This window comes from Paenibacillus sp. GL_099_B, from assembly GCF_057835695.1.
Genome location: NZ_CM174430.1, coordinates 4,520,220 through 4,540,791 on the forward strand (window position 1 = coordinate 4,520,220; position 20,572 = coordinate 4,540,791).

Consider the following 20,572-nt stretch of genomic DNA (forward strand, 5'->3'; position numbering starts at 1 on the left):
CGCCTCCCGGAAGAATAAACACTTTACTGGGAAATTACATATTTTTATTTGCTGCCAAAATAAATGCCAGGTCTGCGGTCTTCGAATACTGGAATACGGCCACGAACCTCATCCACAAGCGAAGGACGGATAACTCCGGTCACGATCTCTTCTGCTTCTCCGCCTTCAGCCACTATTTCACCCCAAGGATCAATAATGAGGGAATGTCCGAAAAATTCGGTATCTCCGCCTTTCCCTACGCGGTTGCAGGCAATAACGTACATCTGATTCTCGATGGCCCTTGCTGTAAGCAGTGTGCGCCAATGGTGCAAGCGCGGGTTCGGCCATTCAGCGGGGACGATTAATGCTTTGGCCCCGTTCAAAGCAAGCGTGCGAGCAAGCTCAGGAAAACGGATATCATAACAGATCGAAGCTCCAGCGGTAAGGCCGTTCTCCAGTTCGAATATTTCTGGTACTGCACCAGGTTGCAAATACTTTTCTTCATCCATCAGGCGGAACAAATGTAATTTATCGTAACGTGTCACCTGAGTTCCTTCACTATTATAGGCGTACATTGTATTGTAGATTTGGCCGTCACGTTTCTCCGCAATGGAACCGCCAACGATGGAAATTCGATGTTTTTGGGCAAAAGCCGCGAGCCACTCTCTTGATTTCTGGCCCTCCGGGTCAGCAAGCTCATGAATTTGTTCCAACGCATAGCCCGTATTCCACATCTCGGGCAGCACAGCCAATCCCAGATCGGGATACTGTTCTACCGCTTGTTCGAGCAAAGACTGCATATGTTTATGGTTGGCCTCAGGGTCTCCGAGCTGAATATTGCCCTGAATCAGGGCCACACGCATTTCCCCTTGTTGTTTTTCTGTCATGACAAGCACTCCTCTGAACCGTAATACCTGTAATCATAGCTTGATCATTCAAACATCTGCAACCTGTTTTCGTTCTGAACTCCTACATAATAACTCGGGCAGCAAAGTTAACAAACGGTTGCTAGTCAGTGCATCGCCCAAATTCCATGTTGTTTCCTCCACTCCGTACACCTGTCCCTTCTGCACGGCTGGAAGTGCTCGCCAGCTTGGACTCTGCATCAACTTCTCTGTGGCCTGTCTTGCAATAACCTCTTCAGTAAGCAAGACAAATATATGGTCACCCGCATACTGACGAATCGCTTCTGACGAAATTTCCTTATACGCTCTGCCCGCGACAAGCGCCTCCTTCACTTTCGTAACGGGTCTGAATCCCATCGGATGATACAAGAGCGCGGCCAGACCAATATTGCCCATGACAAATAATCGGGCACCCCGATGGTATGTGAATACGGATGCCGTTTCCCCCGGTTCAATTGAAGCATGAATCTTCATCCACATCTTTTCCATACGTTGCTGATAGGAGGAGAGCCATTGTCCAGCCTCTGATTGCTTGCCAAACCAGCTTCCCACCCTGCAAATCCGATCTTCCAGCGTTGCATGAGAGTTATATGCCAGTGTGGGTGCTATTCGGGAAAATTGTTCATATTGTTGTTCGTTAGTGCTATCGAAAATGATCAGGTCTGGTCTCATCCGGACTGCCTCTTCCACATTAACCGGGGCAACCGCATCATATGCCTGATCTCCTAATAAACCAATGCCTAACACTTGCAGATCTCCACCGGAATCACCATAATACATAATTCGCTCAGGCTGTGCCGGAATATTCACATCATGACCTAACCAATCCTGAACCAGTGTTTGTTGCTGAACAGATCGGTCATATTGACGAGGTGATAATCCGGTCATTTGACGAAAACGCCTGCTAAAATAATACTCATCCTTAAAGCCCACCCGGGTTGCTATATCCCGAAGCGGCTCATCGGATTTGCGCAGCCAATCCTTGGCATGTTTAATTCGTACATGGTTCACATAATCAAGCGGCCTGTGGCCTGTTAATTGTCTGAACAAGGTTGTATATTGCACGGGGCGGATATCTGCAAGACGTGCCAGTTTCTGTACCGTGATTTCTTCAGTGTAATGGTCTTCTACATATTGAATCGTACTGTGTAGTCTGGATTCTATGCTCTGCTCCGTTTTTGGTGAAGAGTACCGGGTGATGATCATCTCCATCCATCTCTGAAACTGTGCATTCAAATGGCTATATTCGGCATCTGTTTGATAATCCCGAATGGCATACAATTGCTCCAGCAGCCCACTTAATGGGGCATAAGGATAGCCGTTCAATTGATTTTTAGGTTCAAATACAGGGCGCGTATACTGTTCCGGATCTCCCGTCAACACATGAATAACATCAAAAGATATCACCATATATTTCAATTCCAATCGGTTCCCATGTTCAATCTGGTACCCCTCACCCGGAGAAAGCGGGTACACACATCCGGTGGTAAAGGGAAACTGTTCATACCCTATATATAAGCGACCTTCCCCTTCTTCGCAGATCAAGAATGTATGTTTGTCGCATGTTACTTCCAGCATCACCTGTTCAGGTTGTTCAACTCGTTGTTCCAGATGATCCAGCCGAAACATGAATGTTGAAAAATATAACCCTCCCGCACCGGCATTCAAAGCCTGCATGATGGTTCACCTCGTTTTTTAAATGAGAATTATTATCAATTAATCCTATGAACTGATTATAAGCGAGCTTTTGTCATTAATCCAGATCTGGCTGTACTCAGCACAAAAAAAGAGCTTTCAACGAAATGTTGAAGGCTCTTTTTTAGTCGGCATTTTCGTTCTATTCCAGTAAAATATTATGACTTATAATCCATCAACGACTATTGAATCATCTGTTTCGGCAACTCTTTCAAAAGCCATTCTCTTGAAGTTGCATCACTTGAAGCCTTGACCAGATCAAAACGATATACTTTTCCTTCTTTTACAGCGGGCAAGTTCTTCCAAATCGGGCTATCCAGCAATTCTTTGGTAGACTGCTTCGCATCATCCGTTACTGGATCAAGTATAAATACGCGGTCACCTGCAATTTCAGGAAGCTTTTCAGTAGAAATCTCTGCAAAGCCCATTCCTTCATCTAATACTTTCTGAATTTCCGCGGTTGGCTTCATCCCATTGGCTCCATATAACAACTGTGGCAATCCTGCTCCGGCCATTACAAACAGTCGATTACCAGGATACATGGTGAATACCGAAGCCGTTTCCCCTTCTTTCAGTCCATTCTCATGAAGCTGCTTCCACATCTCTTCCGTTGCTTTTTGATGGGCTGTGATCCAAGCTTCCGCTTCTGGCTTTTTGTTCAACAGATCGCCAAGAGTACGCATGCGGTCTTCCAGTGAGGCAAACGAGTCAAAGGTAACCGTTGGCGCCACCTTTGAGATTTGATCATATTGTGCCTCATCGCTATTCGAGAAAATGATCAAATCAGGATTCAAGGTAAGCGCCTTTTCAACACTCATCGGGAAACCCACATCTTCCGCTTGGGCCACCTGATCATCATATACTGTTCCATCCTGGCGAAGAATACCTACAGGTACAACGTCCAGCGCTAGCAGATCTCCTGTAACTTCACCATGATAAATCACACGCTTTGGCGTAACCGGAACCTCAACTTCATGGCCTGTCCAGTCCTTGAACATCCGGGTTTCACCCTCACTGTTATCCGCGGATGCCGTCTGTTCCTGATTGGACTGATCCCCATCTGTCTGTGTTTCATTGACCGTTTTGGAATCATCCGTTCCGGCAGATGGAGTTGAAGCCTGATTTCCGCAAGCCAGCAGAAGAATGGACAACCATGTAACCGTCAATAATACTGCCGTATTTCGTATACCCTTTTTCATTTCTATTTCTCCCCCTAATAAGTGCTTCGTTCCTATTTATCAATGATATTGATTATCATTATCGGATATTATCATAAAACATGCTTTCCCCTAATCTCAATGGACAAAACGAAATACCTCATTTCAGTTTTGTACAAAAACTCAAATAATGGTTCCATTCAAGTATTCATGAAGTGTTTTCCCCCTATACAGCTCGGGATTGACATGATAAATTAATGAGTACTATATTGCCATCTTTAATAACCGGAGTGATGTATAGCATGACTAATCAGCCTAAAGCATCGGGTCGTTCAGCCTTTACCATACCTACATCCGATGTAATGACACAGCTTCCAACGCAATTTTTTGCTACCCTAGTTCAAAATGTAAACCGGGAAATCGCAAGTGGTCACGACGTGATTAACCTAGGGCAGGGTAACCCGGATACACCTACACCGCCCCACATTGTTAAAACATTGCAAGAGTCGGCAGAGAACCCGCTCTATCACAAATATTCGCCTTTTAGCGGGCATGCTTTCCTGAAGGAAGCCGTTGCAAAACGTTACAAGGAAGATTACAACGTGGACCTGGACCCCGAAACGGAAGTTGCGATTTTGTTTGGCGGAAAAACGGGCTTGGTCCAGTTACCTCAGGTATTGCTCAATCCTGGCGACGTATGTCTCGTCCCTGATCCAGGTTATCCCGATTATTGGTCCGGAGTGGCACTGGCGAAAGCGCGCATGTCTTTTATGCCACTGCTGGAGTCCAATGCATTCCTGCCTGACTATGAAGCAATCTCTACCGAGGATCGGGAAAAGGCCAAGCTGATGTTCCTGAACTATCCTAACAATCCAACATCGGCAATCGCCCCGCTTTCCTTCTATGAAGATACGGTAGAGTTCGCCATTCAAAATAAAATCGTCGTAGCCAGTGACTTCGCCTATGGTGCAATCGGATTCGATGGACATCGTCCAGTGAGCTTTTTGCAGGCACCAGGTGCCAAAGAAGTGGGCATTGAGTTCTACACATTATCCAAAACCTACAATATGGCGGGTTGGCGTGTCGGATTTGCCCTGGGCAATGTAGACATCATCTCCAAAATCAATCTGCTGCAGGATCATATCTACGTGAGCCTCTTCGGAGGCATTCAGGCCGCTGCTGCGGCCGCACTGACATCTTCCCAAGAATGTGTCACTTCACTAGTTGCACGCTATGAATCACGTCGCGACGCTTTCTATGACGCACTTTCATCCATCGGCTGGCAGGCATCTAAACCGGGAGGTTCCTTCTTTAGCTGGCTGCCTGTACCTGCAGGATTTACTTCTGCTTCCTTTGCTGACGTGTTACTGCGTGAAGCAAAGGTCGCGGTAGCACCAGGTATTGGTTTCGGTTCACATGGTGAGGGTTACGTGCGCGCAGGACTGCTAAGTGATGAAGAACGATTAAGGGAAGCTGCGGAGCGGATTGGCAAGTTGAATTTATTCAAGTAATTTACAGGTGCATAACCCCTTTGCATCTGCCAAGTTTCCATGGTATGTTATAAGGAAATATTGAACGAAACGTGATGACGGGACCAGTACGAGAGGATCAGCCGCGCCCAGAGAGTAAATTCCATCGGGCTGCAAGAATTTACCGCGGCTTCTCTCCGAAACCTACCCCTGAGCGGCCTGTGATGCACAGGACAGTGCCTTCTGTTACAGGGCATGAAGCCGGATGATCCAATCATCAATAAAGGTGGTACCGCGGAAGTAACGAACTTTCGTCCTTTTTAACCAAAAGGGCGGGAGTTTTTTTTGTACCCAACGGTCTGCTCCAGGGTCAATCATTAATATTGTTTAAGGAAGTGAAAACATGACCTCACGTATTGTAGTTAAGATCGGAAGCAGTTCGCTTACTACGGAAGAAGGCGGGCTTGATCGAAGTGCCATTACTTTTTTTGCTGGAGAAATTGCTGCCTTGGCCGAACAAGGCCATGAGGTTCTTCTGGTCACTTCGGGAGCAGTAGCTGCCGGATTCCGAGAGATCGGTTACCCCCAGCGTCCCAAGCAGTTGCATGAAAAACAAGCCGCAGCGGCTGTTGGGCAAGCTTTGCTGATGCAGGCATATCAACAGGCTTTTGCAGCGCACCGCGTTACTACAGCACAAATTCTGCTCACCCGTACCGACTTTCACAGCCGGAAACGTATGGGCAATGCGGGCATGACCGTGGAAGAACTGCTCAAACAGCGCGTCATTCCGATTTTTAACGAGAATGATACCGTATCTGTCGATGAATTGAAGTTCGGAGATAACGATCTCCTGTCTGCTCTGGTAGCGAATCTGGTCAAGGCACAGCATTTGGTCATTCTTACAGATACCAACGGTCTGTACACGGCCGATCCACGAAAAGATCCGTCTGCGTTTCGTTATGACCGCATCCCCGAAATTACAGCAGAAATTTACGCCTATGCTGGCGGTTCTGGATCATCCGTAGGTACGGGTGGCATGCGCTCCAAGGTGGATGCAGCCAAAGTGGCAACGCGTGGAGGCGTGCCTGTTTTTGTGGGAAGTGTGAAGGAACCTGGAGATATGCAAAGAGCGGTTGATGGCACCGGAAAAGGAACGTATTTCGAGACTCGCCTTGCCGCTCTCTCTCGTAAAAAGCAATGGCTTGGCTTCATGTCTACCCCGCTCGGTACCGTCGTTGTGGATAATGGTGCCGAAGAAGCACTGGTCCATGGTGGTCATAGTCTCTTGCCTGTAGGCGTCAAACGCGTGTTGGGTACTTTCCACGCCGGAGATGTTGTAGAGGTACTGGGTATGGATGATACCTTGCTCGGTCGTGGTATCGTCAATTATGATGATGACCAGCTACGGCTCATCGCAGGACTGCCAAGTGGCGAAGTGATGAAGCAGTTGAACAGCATCCATCGACTTGAGGTTATTCATCGGGACGAGTGGATTACTTTAAAATAGAAAACCTATAATCCTACCGAGTGTACTGCTCAGGATCATATGATATAGCCATTAAATAATCTTACGTTTCCACTTTTATATATGGGAGGAATTTATGATGAGTGAAGTCAGGGAAAAAGCGAGCAAGGCCCAAGCCGTGGTTCCACAACTGAATCGACTGAGCACAGAACAAAAAAATAACGCCTTGCTGGTCCTGGCGGACGCATTGATTGCCCAAGCGGATTCCATTATAGCAGCAAACGCTGAGGATCTGGAACGTGGCAGACAGCAAGGCACTCCGGAATCGATGCTGGATCGCCTCGCTTTGAATAAGGAGCGTATCGCCGGCATCGCTGAAGGACTGCGTCAGATCGTGGAGTTACAGGACCCTGTGGGCGAAGTGCTGGAGACATTCACTCGTCCGAACGGATTGCATGTTGAAAAATTGAGAGTGCCCATCGGTCTGATCGGCATTATCTATGAGGCCCGTCCTAATGTTACAGTAGACGCAGCCGGACTATGCCTCAAAACAGGCAACGCTGTACTGCTGCGAGGCGGCTCCTCTGCCCTCTCCTCCAATCGCAAAATTGTGGAGGTACTCCATCAGGCACTGGCAACAACAGACATGCCAGCTGATGCCTTGCAGCTTGTTGAGGATGCAGACCGTTCCTCCGTGGACGAAATGCTCAAGTTAAATGGACTGCTCGATGTCATCATCCCACGCGGCGGAGCCTCACTGATTCGCAATGTGGTTGCCAATGCAACAGTGCCTGTGATCGAAACTGGCGCAGGTATCTGTCATACCTATGTGGATGCATCTGCCGATCCGGTCATGGCAGCGGAGATTGCTGTTAATGCCAAGGCACAACGTCCATCCGTTTGCAACTCCATGGAAACCTTGTTGCTGCACGCCGTTTACGCGGAGGAGAATCTGCAGACTCTGGCCGAACAACTCCGTGAGGCGAATGTCCTGTTGAAGGGGTGTGACACGGTTCGCCGTCTGGTTCCCTCTGCCCTTCCTGTGACGGAAGAAGATTATGCTACAGAGTACAATGATTATATTTTAAACATCCGTGTAGTTCAGAACCTGGATGAAGCGATGGAGCATATCGCATGTTATGGCACGAAGCATTCAGAGTGTATCGTCACCAAGGATACCAGCAATGCAGAACGTTTTTTACATGATGTAGATGCAGCCGCTGTATACCATAATGCTTCTACTCGTTTCACAGACGGGTTTGAATTCGGTTATGGAGCCGAAATTGGGATCAGTACCCAGAAGCTGCATGCTCGTGGACCTATGGGTCTGCCTGCATTGACATCAACCAAATACCGTATCACTGGAAATGGACAAATCCGGCAATAATATCGCAGCTACAGTTATATAGGAGGAACGATAAATATGAGTCAAGAACAACAGACGTTATTACAACAAAAGATTACTTTTCACGGAGCAGGTGCGATGGCTGAAGCCATCGTGCGCGGATTAATTTCCCGCCTTGTCGTTCGTCCTCAGGATATTACGATGCTGAACCGCAGCAACCAGAAACGTCAGGAGGAGCTCAGTACCCGTTATGCCGTACATACCGGAACTGCTGCACAATCGCTGGATCATCTCGCCGCTTCTCCGGTTATTGTACTCTGCATGAAACCGAAGGATGCTGCCGCAGCGCTGCGTGAACTTGGGCCGCTCCTGTCCCCCGATCAATTAATCGTCTCCGTTATCGCCGGATTATCGATCCGTACGATGCAATCCCTACTGGGACGCAAGCAACCGATCGCCCGCACCATGCCGAATACGTCCAGTACAATCGGGCTCGGCGCAACCGGACTTGCCTTCTCTGAAGAAATTACCGATGAACAGCGCAGTACAGTCATGACGATGTTCGAAGCTGTTGGAATCGTGACCATCGTACCTGAAGATAAACTCGAAGTGCTCACAGGTATTTCCGGAAGTGGTCCGGCTTATGTATACTATTTGATGGAGGCCATGATTGCCGCAGGTATTCGTGGCGGCTTGTCCAGCCAACAATCCCGCGATCTGACTGTTCAGACCGTGCTGGGTGCTTCACGCATGGTACAACAGACTGGCTTAGAGCCAATGAAGCTCCGTAGTGATGTGACCTCCCCGGGAGGCGCAACTCAGGCAGCACTAAAAACGCTGGATGAGGGAGATTTCTTTGAAAATGTAATCGCAGCCGTCAACCGCTGTGCAGAGCGCTCACGGGAGATGGGAGCTGCTTTGGAAGGAGATTTAAAATGAATAATATGTGCACAGCCACATATCGTCTGCATGATGATCGTGCAGACTTCCGCAAGAAGGCTGAGTCCATTGCTGTCGGCATGACTGTTGGCAGTTGGACTGAATTACCTCAGGCCAAGCGTGAGGCTATGCAGAAACATCTGGGTGAGGTCATCAGCGTTGAGGTGCATGAAGCTGAGGGCATGGCCCCAGGTGAGCGTTACGCCGATATTACCATCGGTTATCCGGATGTAAATTTCAGCCGTGATATTCCTGCACTGCTCGTGACGGTCTTTGGCAAGATCTCAATGGATGGACGCATCAAACTAACACGGCTTGGATTCTCGGACGGCTTCCTCAGCGCATTCCCCGGTCCCAAGTTTGGACTGAACGGTGTTCGTGATCTGCTAGGTGTACATGATCGTCCATTGTTAATGAGTATCTTTAAATCAGTCATTGGACTGGATGCAGACGAATTGAGGGAACAGTTTATTCGCCAGGCTCTTGGTGGAGTGGACTTAATTAAGGACGATGAAATTCTGTTTGAGAACAAACTGACTCCGATTGAGAAAAGAGTCGAGGTCTGCATGAAAGCTGCAGAACAGGCACGCAAGGAGACGGGTAAGAAACTTCTTTATGCCGCGAATTTGACTGGACCTACTTCACGCCTGAAACAACAGGCTGAACGCGCGATAGATGCAGGAGCAAATGCGCTGTTGTTCAATGTCTTGTCCTACGGATATGACGTGCTGCACGAACTTAGCAGTGATCCGGACATCAACGTGCCAATCATGGCTCACCCTGCGCTTGCAGGTGCAGTGTATCCTTCACCACATTATGGTATCTCGGCATCCGTTCTGCTGGGTCAGCTAATGCGACTTGCCGGAGCGGATCTGGTGCTCTTCCCTTCCCCTTACGGATCGGTAACGATGCCGAAGGAGGAAAATATGGCCATTACAGAACAATTGCTGTCACCTGAACTTCCGGTCAGAACCAGCATGCCTGTGCCTTCAGCAGGTATACACCCTGGGCTTGTACCACTTATTCTGCGTGACTTCGGCACCGATGTCATCGTTAATGCCGGCGGAGGTATCCATGGACATCCCATGGGCACTGAGGCAGGCGGACGGGCATTCTTGCAGGCAATTGAGGCAGCCCAGCGTTCCATTCCACTGGCAGAATATGCAGTTGAACATCCTGAGCTGAAAAGTGCACTGGATCTATGGGGTGGCGAACGATGAGAAGTAATAAAAAAACGGTCATTTTCTGTGATTTTGATGGCACGATCACCCTTTCGGACAATATCGTAGCGATTATGAAACATTTTAAACCCGAAGGTATTGAAGTGATTATGAAAGACACGATTGAACGGCGAATCTCGCTCCGCGAAGGTGTTGGAGCGATGTTCGCTCTGTTGCCTTCTTCGCAGAAAGATGAAATTGTGGAATTTGTACTTGGACAGGCTGGCATCCGAGAAGGGTTCAGCGAATTTCTTGCATACGTTCGGGACGAGGGCATTGAATTCAATGTCACCAGTGGCGGAATGGACTTTTTTATCGAGCCTTTGCTCGCTCCATTCGATATTCCACAGGATCATGTTTATTGCAACGGGGCAGATTTCACAGATGAATTCATACGTATTGAATGGCCTAATCCATGTCAGCCTCCTTGTGAGAACGGCTGCGGCATGTGTAAAACGACGGTTATTCGTACATTCCCGGAAGAACAATATAATCGTATCCTCATTGGAGACAGTCTAACGGATTTTGAAGGTGCCAAAATCGCTGATCTTGTCTACTCCCGTTCCATCCTGACGGATAAGTGTATAGAGCTGGGTGTGGATCATGTCCCATTCACAACCTTCTACGATATTATGGAAGATATGAAACAGAAGCAAACACAAGGAGTGCTGTAAAGATGGGTTTTGAAAAGATTACATTAGAACATAAACGCCAGGTGCTTGAAGAACTGGCTGATATCAAAGCGCTGTTTGCCAGCCGTAACTGGTTCCCTGGTACAAGTGGCAACCTGTCGATGCGTGTGGGCGACTTCGATCCGGAGCAATTCTACTTTGCAGTTACTGCATCAGGCAAAGACAAATCTCTCCGTACACCGGAAGACTTTCTGTTTGTGGACAAGCATGGTACGGCCATTGAGACTACGACCTTGAAACCGAGCGCTGAAACGTTGATTCACTGCGAGATCTATCGTTTAACCGGCTGTGGCGCCGTGTTCCATGTGCATACCGTATTTAACAACCTGATCAGCGAGTTTTTTGGAGCAGATGGACACGTACCGATTCAAGGCATCGAGTTGATCAAGGCTTTCAACATCTGGGAAGAAAATGCGGAGATTCGTGTACCGGTTCTGCCTAACTTCGCGGATATTCCATCCATTGCTGAATTGGTACCAGGTGTACTTGACGCCAAAGTACCGGGAATTTTGCTGCGTAATCACGGTATTTATGCATGGGGCAAGGATGCTTTTGAAGCGAAACGTCACCTGGAAGCGTTCGAGTTCCTGTTCGAAGTGATGTACCGTCAACTTCTGCTGAAGGGTGCTACGAAATAGCAATCATTTATTCGAAATCAAAGCTGCAAAACCAAAAACACGCCAAGGCTAATATACATAGTCCTCGGCGTGTTTTTTATGTTTGGGGAATTTCTTGTTTTCTATGATTTCTTTGTTCCCATTCGGAAAAAATCTGTAAAGTTCTACAGTCGATCATCCCGATCCTTGAATAAAAAGAGACTGTCTGCTCCCTCATCATTTCGATGAACCGCACTATGGACCCCCGTCCCCCTCTGCTTGCCAAACAGCAGCTTTAGACCGCCAAAAATGAGCAGCAAGGACACAATGACGGTGTTCACATACGAACGAATCTCGTACGTCATAAATGCATCCGGGAACATCTCATTCAGCTGCGGAATGACCAAGCGGATAAACAGATAGTACAATCCCAATGCAGCAATTCCGAATCCAATCAGGCGCTGGTGACGAGCCCAATCCTTGAAAATGGGTTGATCTGTTAACGGTTCTCGGCCATACCGGCTTGAACACTGAAGTCCGTCAAAGAAGCTGTAGAACCAGATCAACGGAATCATGAACAGGAACACCGATAAATGAAGCAGGTCCAGAATGTAGATGCTGCCTAGGAACAGGAACATGAGTTGCATGCCTCTTTTTTGCAGTCCCAGATACAGATGTCCCGCCCCCGGAAAGGCTGATAACAAGGTTGCCAGCACTTTGCTTCGCCGTCCAGAAGCCCTGCCCATCTCCAGTTCCTCGAACAAGGTCCGATCCTGCAATACCTCACCGGCCTGCTTGCGATGCACGTGCTGGACGGCATCAAACATGCAGTATACCCAAATGACAGGCAGAATGAGCAAGAACATCAGAAATACGGATTCATTCGTAATGGAAGCTACAAAAACCATCATGGCAAATGAACCGAAGAACGCGATCAGGAATGATAAACCGCGATGTAACAGTCCGAGATGAAGATGTCCCAGACCTGGAACAAAGGAAAGCAAAATTGTAAAAAATCGTTCGCTTTCACTACCTTTCCGATAGATCGGTTGACCGTAAGCCCCTTCGGGGTTACCATACTCACCACCCTGATGCTGATGTATTCCCTCCTGGTCCATCTCCATCTGTCCCAGATGACCTTCCTGACCAGCGTATGCTCCCTGATGCTGTCCACTGTAATGTGCGCCATATCCATGGTATCGGGCATCATTAGGAGATGGGGCACGCAGCAGAACGATAATCATATCCAGCATGCTGACACACCAGAAGAATATGGCCCCCAAGGCTCCAAGAATCATTAATTCCCTCTCACTCACCAGAATTGCCAGCATAAACGAACCAACAACTGTCCCAAAAAAGAGTAATGGATAGATTACAGCTCTGGCAGGCCGACCCCAATAGAGAAAACCCAGACCCGGAATCAGGTTTAATAAGAATGCAAGTAATTTGTTACGATCTGATTGCACAGTCTTCATCCTTTCTTTTCAGGCAATGCGAATAAATTTATGGTCCAGGCTTGAAGTGATCCAGCCATGAAGTGGCTGCCTCCGTCCATTTTTCCGTAAATGACCCCCTGTGATCACCTTCCTGGAACTTATGATAAGGCGCTACCTTGTCAAACAGTCCTGAGGAGAGGAAGATTAACGTCAGACAAGCCGCTACTGCATAATGAAACACTTTGTGATCCAGCCAGAGACGTCTTCGTCCGGAACGCGATTTGCGCTTTGGCTTGGAGGATTGCATTTCCGTAATTTGGTTCATGACCGAATCGGCGAAGCCTACCGGGTCCTTCAGTTGTGGCAACTCCCGATGAATGCCGAGTGCTTCGAGATAGTTGTCCATCGCTTCCGGAATGTCCATAAGCATCTGTTCCATCATACTTGCCTGGTTTGCAGTCATTCGGCCTTCAATATAATCAGTCCATTCCTGGACGGTATACATCCTTTTAATCCTCACGCCACTCATCCTCCTTCCAATGATTTCGAATCCACTGCCGGGCACGATACAGACGGGACTCCACGGTTTTCACTGCCACCTGTGCATCACGGGCAATCTGCTCATAATTTTTTTCACTTAAGTAATACGCAGTAATAATGTCCCTATGCTGGGCAGGCAGCTGATTGATTCGCTCGCGCAACTTCTCCTGACGCTCTTCACGCACGAGGCGGGCAAGAACATCTTCTTCACGACCGGGCATGTTCATTATTTTTTCTTCTCCGCCCAGATCCTCAGCGCTTCGTCTGCCCAGCTTGCGTTTGGCATCAATTGCTTTGTGAAAGGCAATTCGGGTTAACCACGTTTTGAAACCTTCGGATCGGTAATCGGGGAGAGATTTAACCATCTGAATGAACGCCTCCTGAGCTGCATCCTGTGCATCCTGATCGTTCCGCAATACGGAGTAGGCCACATGATATACATGCTGGCTGTACTTTTCGATCAACAAGCGCATCTGGGATGTATCGCCTTGACGGATTTGTTCGATTAAGCGCGCTTCATCAATGACTCTCCCCTCCTCTCCACTACAATAGACGACAACTTGTTTGTTGAACCCTGCGTATTCGTTCGTTTTTTTATAAAAAGGTTACACATTGCCTGAAAAGTCAGTTCCACCGGGAACTTAACGTGTCTAACTTAACGGTCTTTATAATCTAAAAAAACAGGCTCAGAATATCTTCTGGCCTGTTTTTGGTTTATTCTGAATGAAGTTGTTGCCTAATCTAACATTGGTGTTAACGTCCTCCGTTACGAAACCGCTGCGTATATGCCTTGGCGTCCTGCACATTCTTCACGCGGTTACGGCTCCATTCAAGCAGAATCCGGTCGATATACCGGAAGTGCACTTTACCAGCAAACACCGCTTCCTTCAATGCCATGAGAATCAGTTCCTCCTGATAGCGATCCTGATCCAACCAGCTGGATATAGTCTCGCATTCCATCGGGGAAAGCGGGCGGCCAAATTCTTTTTCAAAAATAGAGAACATATTTCGTTCTTCCTCTTCTTTTTGAACACTGTTCGAATCCGGGCGCAATGCATTACTGTCCTGCTGCTGCTTACGAGCAACGGCCAATTCCTCTGCTGTACATCCTGCCAGCTTCGCATATAATCCATGCAAATCATAACGTTCATACTGAATGTCACGCTCTTCATCCCGATGCTCGTCAATCTGAATGTACCCGTCTCTCATAAGACGTTGCAGCATTCTGGCGATGCCTTCAGGAGCAAGACCCATACGGGTAGCAAGCTCTTCAAGCGTTGGGAACTCATTGAATTCGACTTGCCGGAAACCAAACAATTGAATCAGCAGAAGCACCTCTGCGTCACTTAACCCCAGCTGATGATAATAGCGCAATAAAGCATATGGGAGCTGCGCTGTCCCTGATGCCATACCGTAAGCTGCTCCATTCAACCAGGCTTTGGAGCCGGTTTCTTCCATGGACTCGCGGTTAAGCATTAAGGGTACAGACGATAGAGCATACGTGGGAATGCAATCGTCTCACGTACGTGATCCAATCCACAGATCCATGCTACCGTCCGCTCCAATCCCAGACCGAAGCCGGAGTGAGGAACCGATCCGTATTTACGCAAGTCCAGATACCACTGATATGCCTCTTCCGACAAATGATGCTCATCAAAGCGCTGCTGCATCAGTTCCGGATCATCAATACGCTGGGAACCGCCAATGATCTCTCCGTATCCTTCTGGTGCGATCATATCTGCACAGAGGACAACTTCAGGACGATTTGGATCAGGTTTCATGTAGAATGCCTTGATTCCAGCCGGATAATGGGTAATAAACACCGGTGTTTCGTATTTCTCGGCAATTGCCGTTTCGTGTGGAGCACCAAAGTCTTCTCCCCAAGGAATATCGAAGCCTTGTCCATTCAGGAATTCAATCGCTTCATCATACGTAATGCGAGGGAATGGAGCTATAATGTTTTCAAGCTTCGATACATCACGTCCGATGGACTCCAGTTCAGCACGGCAATTTTTCAGAACTGTTTGAACCACGTGAGCAATAAACTTCTCTTGCACTCGAAGGCTTTCCTCGTGATCCACAAACGCCATTTCCGGCTCAATCATCCAGAACTCGATCAGGTGACGACGTGTTTTGGATTTCTCGGCACGGAACGTAGGACCGAAGGAGTACACTTTGCCCAGCGCCATTGCTGCAGCTTCCATATACAACTGTCCACTTTGTGTCAGATAGGCATCTTCATCAAAGTATTTGATGTGGAACAAGTTCGTCGTTCCTTCAGCAGATGAAGGTGTAAGAATCGGAGGATCAACCTGTGTGAATCCGTTACCATCAAAGAACTGCTGAACAGCGCGGATGATCTCAGCACGAATGACCATAATCGCACGTTGTTTTGTCGAACGCAGCCACAGATGGCGATGATCCATCAGGAAGTCTACCCCATGCTCTTTCGGAGTAATTGGATAGTTTTCAGTCAGATGGATAATTTCCACGCCAGTAACCGTCATCTCATAACCGGATGCACTACGTGGTTCTTCGCGGATAATACCTGTTACATACAATGAACTTTCTTGAGTCAAGCTCTTCGCAGCATTCCAGATATCTTCGCTGACTTCACTCTTAACCACTACCCCTTGAATATATCCGGTTCCATCACGCAGTTGCAAAAATTGAATTTTGCCGCTGGAACGTTTGTTGTTAATCCAGGCGCCGATTTTAACAGTCTCGCCCACATGCTCACTCACATTACGAATTACACAATCCGTACTCATGCCCATATCTCTCCTTGGAATCCTGAATTTGAAAATGCAGCGGGCAGGCATATGCCTGTCCCCTGCACTTCCTTGTCATGCTATATTCACTTTACAATTAGATTACAGAGAATTCAATACGATTCGGTGTGTATCTCTTGCAATCACCAATTCTTCGTTCGTAGGAACTACGAGAACGTCCACTTTGGAATTCGCTGTTGTGATGCGGCGTGGTTCTCCAGAGCGAATTGCATTCAGCGCTTCATCCAGTTCAACACCCAGGTACGTGAGTTGCTCACATACTTTTTGGCGAAGAACAACGGAGTTCTCACCTACACCAGCCGTAAATACAATCACGTCTACACCGTTCATTGCTGCTGCATAAGAACCGATGTATTTACGCAAACGATATTCGTACATCTCGAATGCAAGCGTGGAGTTAGCATCGCCAGCCTCCATACCTTCCGTGATTTCACGCATGTCGCTGCTGATGCCGGAGATTGCAAGAAGTCCACTATGTTTATTCAACATGGAGTTTACTTCGCTCACGCTCAGTTCTTCCTTGTTCATAACATAAGGTACAATTGCCGGATCCAGGTCACCACTACGTGTTCCCATCATCAATCCTTCGAGTGGAGTCATGCCCATGGACGTGTCCACGGATACGCCGCCTTGTACAGCCGTTACGCTACCACCATTACCAACATGACATGTGATGACCTTCAGATCTTCCAATGGACGATCCAGATATTCAGCTGCTGCCTTGCTTACGTAATCATGGGAAGTACCATGTGCTCCATAACGACGCACTTTATACTTTTTGTAAAGCACACGTGGAATGGCATACAGATATGCTTTTTCCGGCATCGTTTGATGGAAAGCCGTATCAAAGACCATTACCTGTGGTACCCCTGGCATATTAGATTCAGCCGCACGAATACCCATCATTGCTGCAGGGTTATGCAGTGGAGCCAGATCGAACAGACGGCGGATTTCTGCTTTGGCAGCATCATCAACCAATGTCGATTCCTTAAATGCTTCACCACCGTGAACTACACGATGTCCAACAGCCTGAATTTCATCAACGGAACCAAGCACACCGTTTTCTTTGTCTGTCAGGATGTCAATAACTTTACGAATCGCTGTAGTATGTTCGAGAATTTCGCTAACTTCCGTAACATCCTCGCGGCCCGTTGGTTTATGAGTCAGAATGGAAGAGTCCATGCCGATCCGCTCTACCAGACCTTTTGCCAATACGGATTCATCCGTCATGTTATACAATTGATATTTGAGCGAGGAACTCCCCGCATTAATTACGAGTACTTTCACAGCCGGTCACCATCCTTGTCGTACTTGAAGAATCCTTCGCCTGTTTTAACACCCAGGTGTCCTGCACGCACCATTTTCTTCAGGACTGTGGAAGGACGATATTTCAATTCACCGAATTCACGGAACATTCTTTCGAGTGCAGCTTCTACTGAATCCAATCCGAAACGGTCTGCCATCTCAAGCGGTCCGTGCTGGAAATTGTATCCGATACGCATAGCGTCATCAATATCTTCAGCGGAAGCGACACCTTCCTGCAGTACATGTAGCGCTTCGTTGATCAGAAGACAGATCAGTCTGGACGTAACAAATCCAGGCGATTCATAGATCATAACGCCTTTTTTGTCCGCTACTTCTTCCACAAAACGTCTAGTTTCTGCAAAAGTGCTATCGGATGTTTTAAGACCACGAATAATCTCTACAAGATCAACCCGGGAAACCGGGTGAATAAAGTGCATACCAATAACACGCTCTGGGTATTTGGTTGAGCTTGCAAGCTCAGTCAAACTCAGCGTGGATGTATTACTTGCAAGAATTACGTTGCTTGGGCAAACTTGGTCAAGTTGACTAAATACCGCTTTTTTCGCGTCCAGATCTTCAGAAATAGTCTCTATAACCATATCGCAAGTTCCGAGTTCAGCCAAATGAGCAACTTTGGTAATACGGGAGAGAATCAATTTCTTCTCAGCCTTCGTTATAGCCCATTTCTCCAGTTGTTTATCGAGGTTAGTCTCAATCATGTTATATGCATGATCAAGCTTCTCCGTTGTGTGTTCCACCAGAAGCACATCAAGTCCTTTGGCTGCAAGCATCTGGGAAATACCTTGCCCCATCGTGCCGCCGCCGACAACTCCTATCTTTTTGAAAAACATGGTTCTGCTCCATCCTTTCGGTTCTCTATTCTCTATTGTACCCTGTTCGCCGAAAATTACAAATTTCGACCCAACATATAATAATATCTTAGCACGAGTGAAATGTAAAAAAAAATAACCGACATAAATAAATTATGCCGGTAGAAGGGCGCTGTCACGAAATTGACAACGAAATTGATCGCCAGACAATACTTCTTCCCTGAGCAACGTGTCGAGGGAATTGTCGAAAATTGTCCGCTGTTCTTCAAGCAATCGTTTGGTCTGTTCCATCAGGTCTTGCAGGATCAATTTGTTCTCCCGCATTAATTCTTCCGTAGTTACCATATCCATGTTAACAATACCCAACGTCGTGAGCCCGGAAGCCATCATCGTTTGTACCACATTCGTTGCTTGTTCAAAGTCATTGCGTGATCCTGTACTGCGTCCACCGTAATACATTTCCTCCGCTGCTGCACCTCCGAGAGCAATCATGATTTGCTCTTCAAGGAAACGCTTCGTGTACAGAAATTGCTCTTGTTGCGGGTTATGACGTACATAACCCAAGGCCTGTCCACGAGGGCTGAGTGCAACCTGACTCACACTGCCAGGACGAACCAGTTCAGCCATGATGGCATGTCCCAATTCATGAATAGCCACTCTTTTCTTCTCTTCCACGCTGGATTCGCGGTCTGTCTTCTCACCCATCATTACTTTATCAATCGCAAGGGACAGATGGCGCTGTTCAATGTTGGGCAGCGCGTCTCTCATCGCGTAAATTGCAGCTTCGTTCATCACGCTTTCCAGCTGTGCTCCAGAGAAACCATAGGATTCTTCTGCTGTCTTCTCAAGGCTCACCCCTTCCAAAAGAGGTTTATTGACTGCATGCAGCTCCAGTATGTGTTTTCTGCCTTTCTTATCCGGCAAATCCACCTGAATATGACGGTCAAAACGACCTGGACGTGTCAGCGCGCTATCCAGCATTTCTTTTCGGTTCGTAGCGGCGATCACGAGTATACGTGGTGTTTCGGAAGAGTAAATGCCATCCATTTCCGTCAACAGCTGATTCAGCGTCTGATCATATTCACGCTGTTGTCCACCTTCGCGTTTTCCACCGATCACATCAATTTCATCGATAAATATAATAGCATTTTCCTTATTTTCTTTAGCGGCACGTGTTCTTGCATCACGGAACAAATCCCGTATTCTGCCTGCGCCTACACCAACATACATCTCAACAAACTCACTGCCTGAAGCAGCTACAAAAACAGAGTCGGTATAATGAGCAGCAGCTTTGGCCATCAAGGTTTTACCTGTTCCTGGAGGGCCAGTAAGCAGGATACCTTTCAAAGGACGAATACCAAACTTCTGAATTTCTTCATGTCGAATGAGAAAATCAAGTGCTTCCCGCAGTTCCTGCTTGGCACTCTCCTGACCACCGATTTCTTCAAAAGTCAGCTTGGAAGGTCCTTTTTTCTTGCGTTTACGTTCCTGACCTGCCCCCACCGTAATCCCACCACGCATTTGCATCATGAGCAGCAGAGCACCCACAAGCATTGCAGCGATCAGAATGGGAATCATGTTTACACCGATAAAAGCGAGAAAGATAATCAATACGGGTACAAATCCAATGGCAATTTCTTTCGTCCATTTAGGCATTAGGCCACACTCCTATCTGACCGGGCACACGCGGCAGAATAATAAACTTGCTGGCATCTCCATCTCTGAGACTGACATATACATTATTGTCATCCATGGCTGTGTTTACCTTGATCCCATTCGTAGCCATTTTAGACAAAGTCGGTGTAATCTCGGTGTATTGCTTGTTCTCCATCGCTTGAGCTACGGTAAACATCGCGCTTCCCCACCAGCTCTCTAGCGCTTCGTTGGAATGATCCACGACATCCAGCTTCAACGAACGAGTGCCAATCAAGGTCTGTCCTTCTTTGTGAATATATTGTACCAACCTGCCCAGATCAACATCCGGCTGCAGATCAAGTTTCAACTGTACATCATTGCGGTTAATAGTTAATTGAACATCATTGACTCCATCGTACTGGGTAACCATCTTTTCAATTGGGCTTTGCACAGCCACATGACGATACACAAACCAACCTCCAAACAACACAACGGCTGAAATGACGGCAGTCAGAGCAATAGGCAATACTTTTATCTTCAAGTGAGTTACCCCTCCTAAATTTTGGCCCATC

Annotated in this window: 19 protein-coding genes; 7 read left to right on the forward strand and 12 right to left on the reverse strand. The window is 47.5% G+C overall.

Features of this window, described 5'->3' with window-relative positions:
• Positions 1 to 44: 44 nt before the first annotated feature.
• From AC3ITG_RS20395 to AC3ITG_RS20405, 3 genes are all read right to left on the reverse strand, one after another.
• Positions 45 to 866, reverse strand: a complete 822-nt coding sequence (locus AC3ITG_RS20395; protein WP_489251193.1) for a carbon-nitrogen family hydrolase — start codon at positions 864 to 866, stop codon at positions 45 to 47.
• A gap of 48 nt (positions 867 to 914) precedes the next feature.
• On the reverse strand, positions 915 to 2,561 hold the full coding sequence (locus AC3ITG_RS20400; RefSeq protein ID WP_489251194.1) for an AraC family transcriptional regulator: 1,647 nt from the start codon (positions 2,559 to 2,561) through the stop codon (positions 915 to 917).
• Positions 2,562 to 2,761: 200 nt separating this feature from the next.
• Positions 2,762 to 3,778, reverse strand: coding sequence for an ABC transporter substrate-binding protein (locus AC3ITG_RS20405; RefSeq protein ID WP_489251195.1), 1,017 nt, complete (start codon positions 3,776 to 3,778; stop codon positions 2,762 to 2,764).
• 260 nt (positions 3,779 to 4,038) lie between these two features.
• Here AC3ITG_RS20405 and AC3ITG_RS20410 point away from each other — a divergent pair, with 260 nt between their 5' ends.
• The 7 genes from AC3ITG_RS20410 (at position 4,039) to AC3ITG_RS20440 (ending at position 11,504) form a co-directional block, all read left to right on the forward strand.
• The gene (locus AC3ITG_RS20410; protein ID WP_489251196.1) at positions 4,039 to 5,247 is read left to right on the forward strand and encodes a pyridoxal phosphate-dependent aminotransferase; all 1,209 of its coding nucleotides are present in this window, start codon (positions 4,039 to 4,041) and stop codon (positions 5,245 to 5,247) included.
• A 361-nt stretch (positions 5,248 to 5,608) separates the two neighbouring features.
• Complete coding sequence (gene proB, locus AC3ITG_RS20415) at positions 5,609 to 6,712, forward strand: glutamate 5-kinase (RefSeq protein WP_076288974.1); 1,104 nt, start codon at positions 5,609 to 5,611, stop codon at positions 6,710 to 6,712.
• A gap of 97 nt (positions 6,713 to 6,809) precedes the next feature.
• Positions 6,810 to 8,057 carry a glutamate-5-semialdehyde dehydrogenase gene (locus AC3ITG_RS20420; protein WP_489254506.1) on the forward strand — a complete coding sequence of 416 codons (1,248 nt, stop codon included), beginning with the start codon at positions 6,810 to 6,812 and terminating at the stop codon, positions 8,055 to 8,057.
• Positions 8,058 to 8,093: 36 nt separating this feature from the next.
• Entirely contained in the window at positions 8,094 to 8,954 is an 861-nt protein-coding gene (gene proC, locus AC3ITG_RS20425) for a pyrroline-5-carboxylate reductase (protein WP_076288972.1), read from the forward strand.
• On the forward strand, positions 8,951 to 10,174 hold the full coding sequence (locus AC3ITG_RS20430; RefSeq protein WP_489251197.1) for a 2,3-diketo-5-methylthiopentyl-1-phosphate enolase: 1,224 nt from the start codon (positions 8,951 to 8,953) through the stop codon (positions 10,172 to 10,174). Before proC ends, AC3ITG_RS20430 begins: the two co-directional genes overlap by 4 nt.
• Entirely contained in the window at positions 10,171 to 10,848 is a 678-nt protein-coding gene (locus AC3ITG_RS20435; RefSeq protein ID WP_489251198.1) for a 2-hydroxy-3-keto-5-methylthiopentenyl-1-phosphate phosphatase, read from the forward strand. The genes AC3ITG_RS20430 and AC3ITG_RS20435 overlap by 4 nt, the downstream gene beginning before the upstream one ends.
• Positions 10,849 to 10,850: 2 nt before the next feature.
• Entirely contained in the window at positions 10,851 to 11,504 is a 654-nt protein-coding gene (locus AC3ITG_RS20440; RefSeq protein WP_413372297.1) for a methylthioribulose 1-phosphate dehydratase, read from the forward strand.
• A 143-nt stretch (positions 11,505 to 11,647) separates the two neighbouring features.
• Here AC3ITG_RS20440 and AC3ITG_RS20445 read toward each other — a convergent pair whose 3' ends face one another.
• The 9 genes from AC3ITG_RS20445 to AC3ITG_RS20485 form a co-directional block, all read right to left on the reverse strand.
• Complete coding sequence (locus AC3ITG_RS20445; RefSeq protein WP_413372298.1) at positions 11,648 to 12,928, reverse strand: multi-tm2 domain protein; 1,281 nt, start codon at positions 12,926 to 12,928, stop codon at positions 11,648 to 11,650.
• Between the two features lie 37 nt (positions 12,929 to 12,965).
• Positions 12,966 to 13,418, reverse strand: coding sequence for a hypothetical protein (locus tag AC3ITG_RS20450; RefSeq protein ID WP_489251199.1), 453 nt, complete (start codon positions 13,416 to 13,418; stop codon positions 12,966 to 12,968).
• Positions 13,408 to 13,911 (reverse strand): RNA polymerase sigma factor, encoded by a 504-nt coding sequence (locus AC3ITG_RS20455; RefSeq protein WP_489251200.1) that lies wholly within the window; start codon positions 13,909 to 13,911, stop codon positions 13,408 to 13,410. Before AC3ITG_RS20455 ends, AC3ITG_RS20450 begins: the two co-directional genes overlap by 11 nt.
• A 280-nt stretch (positions 13,912 to 14,191) precedes the next feature.
• Positions 14,192 to 14,896 carry a DnaD domain protein gene (locus AC3ITG_RS20460; RefSeq protein ID WP_489251201.1) on the reverse strand — a complete coding sequence of 235 codons (705 nt, stop codon included), beginning with the start codon at positions 14,894 to 14,896 and terminating at the stop codon, positions 14,192 to 14,194.
• 17 nt (positions 14,897 to 14,913) lie between these two features.
• On the reverse strand, positions 14,914 to 16,209 hold the full coding sequence (gene asnS / locus AC3ITG_RS20465; RefSeq protein WP_489251202.1) for an asparagine--tRNA ligase: 1,296 nt from the start codon (positions 16,207 to 16,209) through the stop codon (positions 14,914 to 14,916).
• Positions 16,210 to 16,311: 102 nt separating this feature from the next.
• Positions 16,312 to 17,517 carry an acetate/propionate family kinase gene (locus AC3ITG_RS20470; RefSeq protein ID WP_413372302.1) on the reverse strand — a complete coding sequence of 402 codons (1,206 nt, stop codon included), beginning with the start codon at positions 17,515 to 17,517 and terminating at the stop codon, positions 16,312 to 16,314.
• The gene (locus tag AC3ITG_RS20475) at positions 17,514 to 18,386 is read right to left on the reverse strand and encodes a 3-hydroxyacyl-CoA dehydrogenase family protein (protein ID WP_413372303.1); all 873 of its coding nucleotides are present in this window, start codon (positions 18,384 to 18,386) and stop codon (positions 17,514 to 17,516) included. The genes AC3ITG_RS20470 and AC3ITG_RS20475 overlap by 4 nt, the downstream gene beginning before the upstream one ends.
• Before the next feature lie 132 nt (positions 18,387 to 18,518).
• Positions 18,519 to 20,021: an AAA family ATPase gene (locus tag AC3ITG_RS20480; RefSeq protein ID WP_413372304.1), complete on the reverse strand. Its 1,503-nt coding sequence runs from the start codon at positions 20,019 to 20,021 to the stop codon at positions 18,519 to 18,521.
• On the reverse strand, positions 20,014 to 20,541 hold the full coding sequence (locus AC3ITG_RS20485) for a hypothetical protein (protein WP_063566800.1): 528 nt from the start codon (positions 20,539 to 20,541) through the stop codon (positions 20,014 to 20,016). The genes AC3ITG_RS20480 and AC3ITG_RS20485 overlap by 8 nt, the downstream gene beginning before the upstream one ends.
• Between the last annotated feature and the right edge of the window lie 31 nt (positions 20,542 to 20,572).

Excerpts from the sequence above, each read along its gene's own strand:
- AC3ITG_RS20395 (WP_489251193.1), bottom strand. The coding sequence starts at position 866 with ATGACAGAAAAACAACAAGGGGAAATGCGTGTGGCCCTGATTCAGGGC.
- AC3ITG_RS20460 (WP_489251201.1), bottom strand. The coding sequence starts at position 14,896 with ATGGAAGAAACCGGCTCCAAAGCCTGGTTGAATGGAGCAGCTTACGGT.
- AC3ITG_RS20430 (WP_489251197.1), top strand. The coding sequence starts at position 8,951 with ATGAATAATATGTGCACAGCCACATATCGTCTGCATGATGATCGTGCA.
- AC3ITG_RS20410 (WP_489251196.1), top strand. The coding sequence starts at position 4,039 with ATGACTAATCAGCCTAAAGCATCGGGTCGTTCAGCCTTTACCATACCT.
- AC3ITG_RS20400 (WP_489251194.1), bottom strand. The coding sequence starts at position 2,561 with ATGCAGGCTTTGAATGCCGGTGCGGGAGGGTTATATTTTTCAACATTC.
- AC3ITG_RS20405 (WP_489251195.1), bottom strand. The coding sequence starts at position 3,778 with ATGAAAAAGGGTATACGAAATACGGCAGTATTATTGACGGTTACATGG.
- AC3ITG_RS20455 (WP_489251200.1), bottom strand. The coding sequence starts at position 13,911 with ATGCGCTTGTTGATCGAAAAGTACAGCCAGCATGTATATCATGTGGCC.
- AC3ITG_RS20480 (WP_413372304.1), bottom strand. The coding sequence starts at position 20,021 with ATGCCTAAATGGACGAAAGAAATTGCCATTGGATTTGTACCCGTATTG.
- asnS (WP_489251202.1), bottom strand. The coding sequence starts at position 16,209 with ATGAGTACGGATTGTGTAATTCGTAATGTGAGTGAGCATGTGGGCGAG.
- AC3ITG_RS20440 (WP_413372297.1), top strand. The coding sequence starts at position 10,851 with ATGGGTTTTGAAAAGATTACATTAGAACATAAACGCCAGGTGCTTGAA.
- proC (WP_076288972.1), top strand. The coding sequence starts at position 8,094 with ATGAGTCAAGAACAACAGACGTTATTACAACAAAAGATTACTTTTCAC.
- AC3ITG_RS20435 (WP_489251198.1), top strand. The coding sequence starts at position 10,171 with ATGAGAAGTAATAAAAAAACGGTCATTTTCTGTGATTTTGATGGCACG.
- AC3ITG_RS20475 (WP_413372303.1), bottom strand. The coding sequence starts at position 18,386 with ATGTTTTTCAAAAAGATAGGAGTTGTCGGCGGCGGCACGATGGGGCAA.
- proB (WP_076288974.1), top strand. The coding sequence starts at position 5,609 with ATGACCTCACGTATTGTAGTTAAGATCGGAAGCAGTTCGCTTACTACG.
- AC3ITG_RS20420 (WP_489254506.1), top strand. The coding sequence starts at position 6,810 with ATGAGTGAAGTCAGGGAAAAAGCGAGCAAGGCCCAAGCCGTGGTTCCA.